Here is a 250-nt window from a genome sequence, read left to right as displayed (position 1 = left end):
GGCGTACGGCGGGCATCAGTTCCGCGGGCCCGCGCACCAGGTCGGCCGCGTACGTACGGCCCTCCTCCCGTACGACGTGCCCCTGCCCGGCCGGGACCGGTGACCCGCACGCCGGCGCGTCCGGCGCCCGGCCCGCCGACCGGTCCGCCGGGCCCTCCGATCCTTCCGGGAGCCGGTCCGGGAGCCCGTCCGGCGCCCCGCCCAGCAGCAGGGCCGCCCGCCCCGCGTCCTGCTTGCGCAGGCGCCGGAT

The 250-nt window shown here is 81.2% G+C and carries 1 protein-coding gene; it reads right to left on the bottom strand.

Features of this window, described 5'->3' with window-relative positions:
• Nucleotides 1-250, bottom strand: a 250-nt coding sequence (locus A4V12_RS39425; RefSeq protein ID WP_159028819.1) for a hypothetical protein, incomplete at both ends; no start/stop codon positions are given.

Origin of the sequence: Streptomyces noursei, assembly GCF_001646665.1 — a bacterium.
GTDB classification, from domain to species: domain Bacteria; phylum Actinomycetota; class Actinomycetes; order Streptomycetales; family Streptomycetaceae; genus Streptomyces; species Streptomyces lavendulocolor.
Note: the sequence above shows the minus strand (reverse complement) of the source record. Positions and strands in the feature narration are given on the sequence as shown.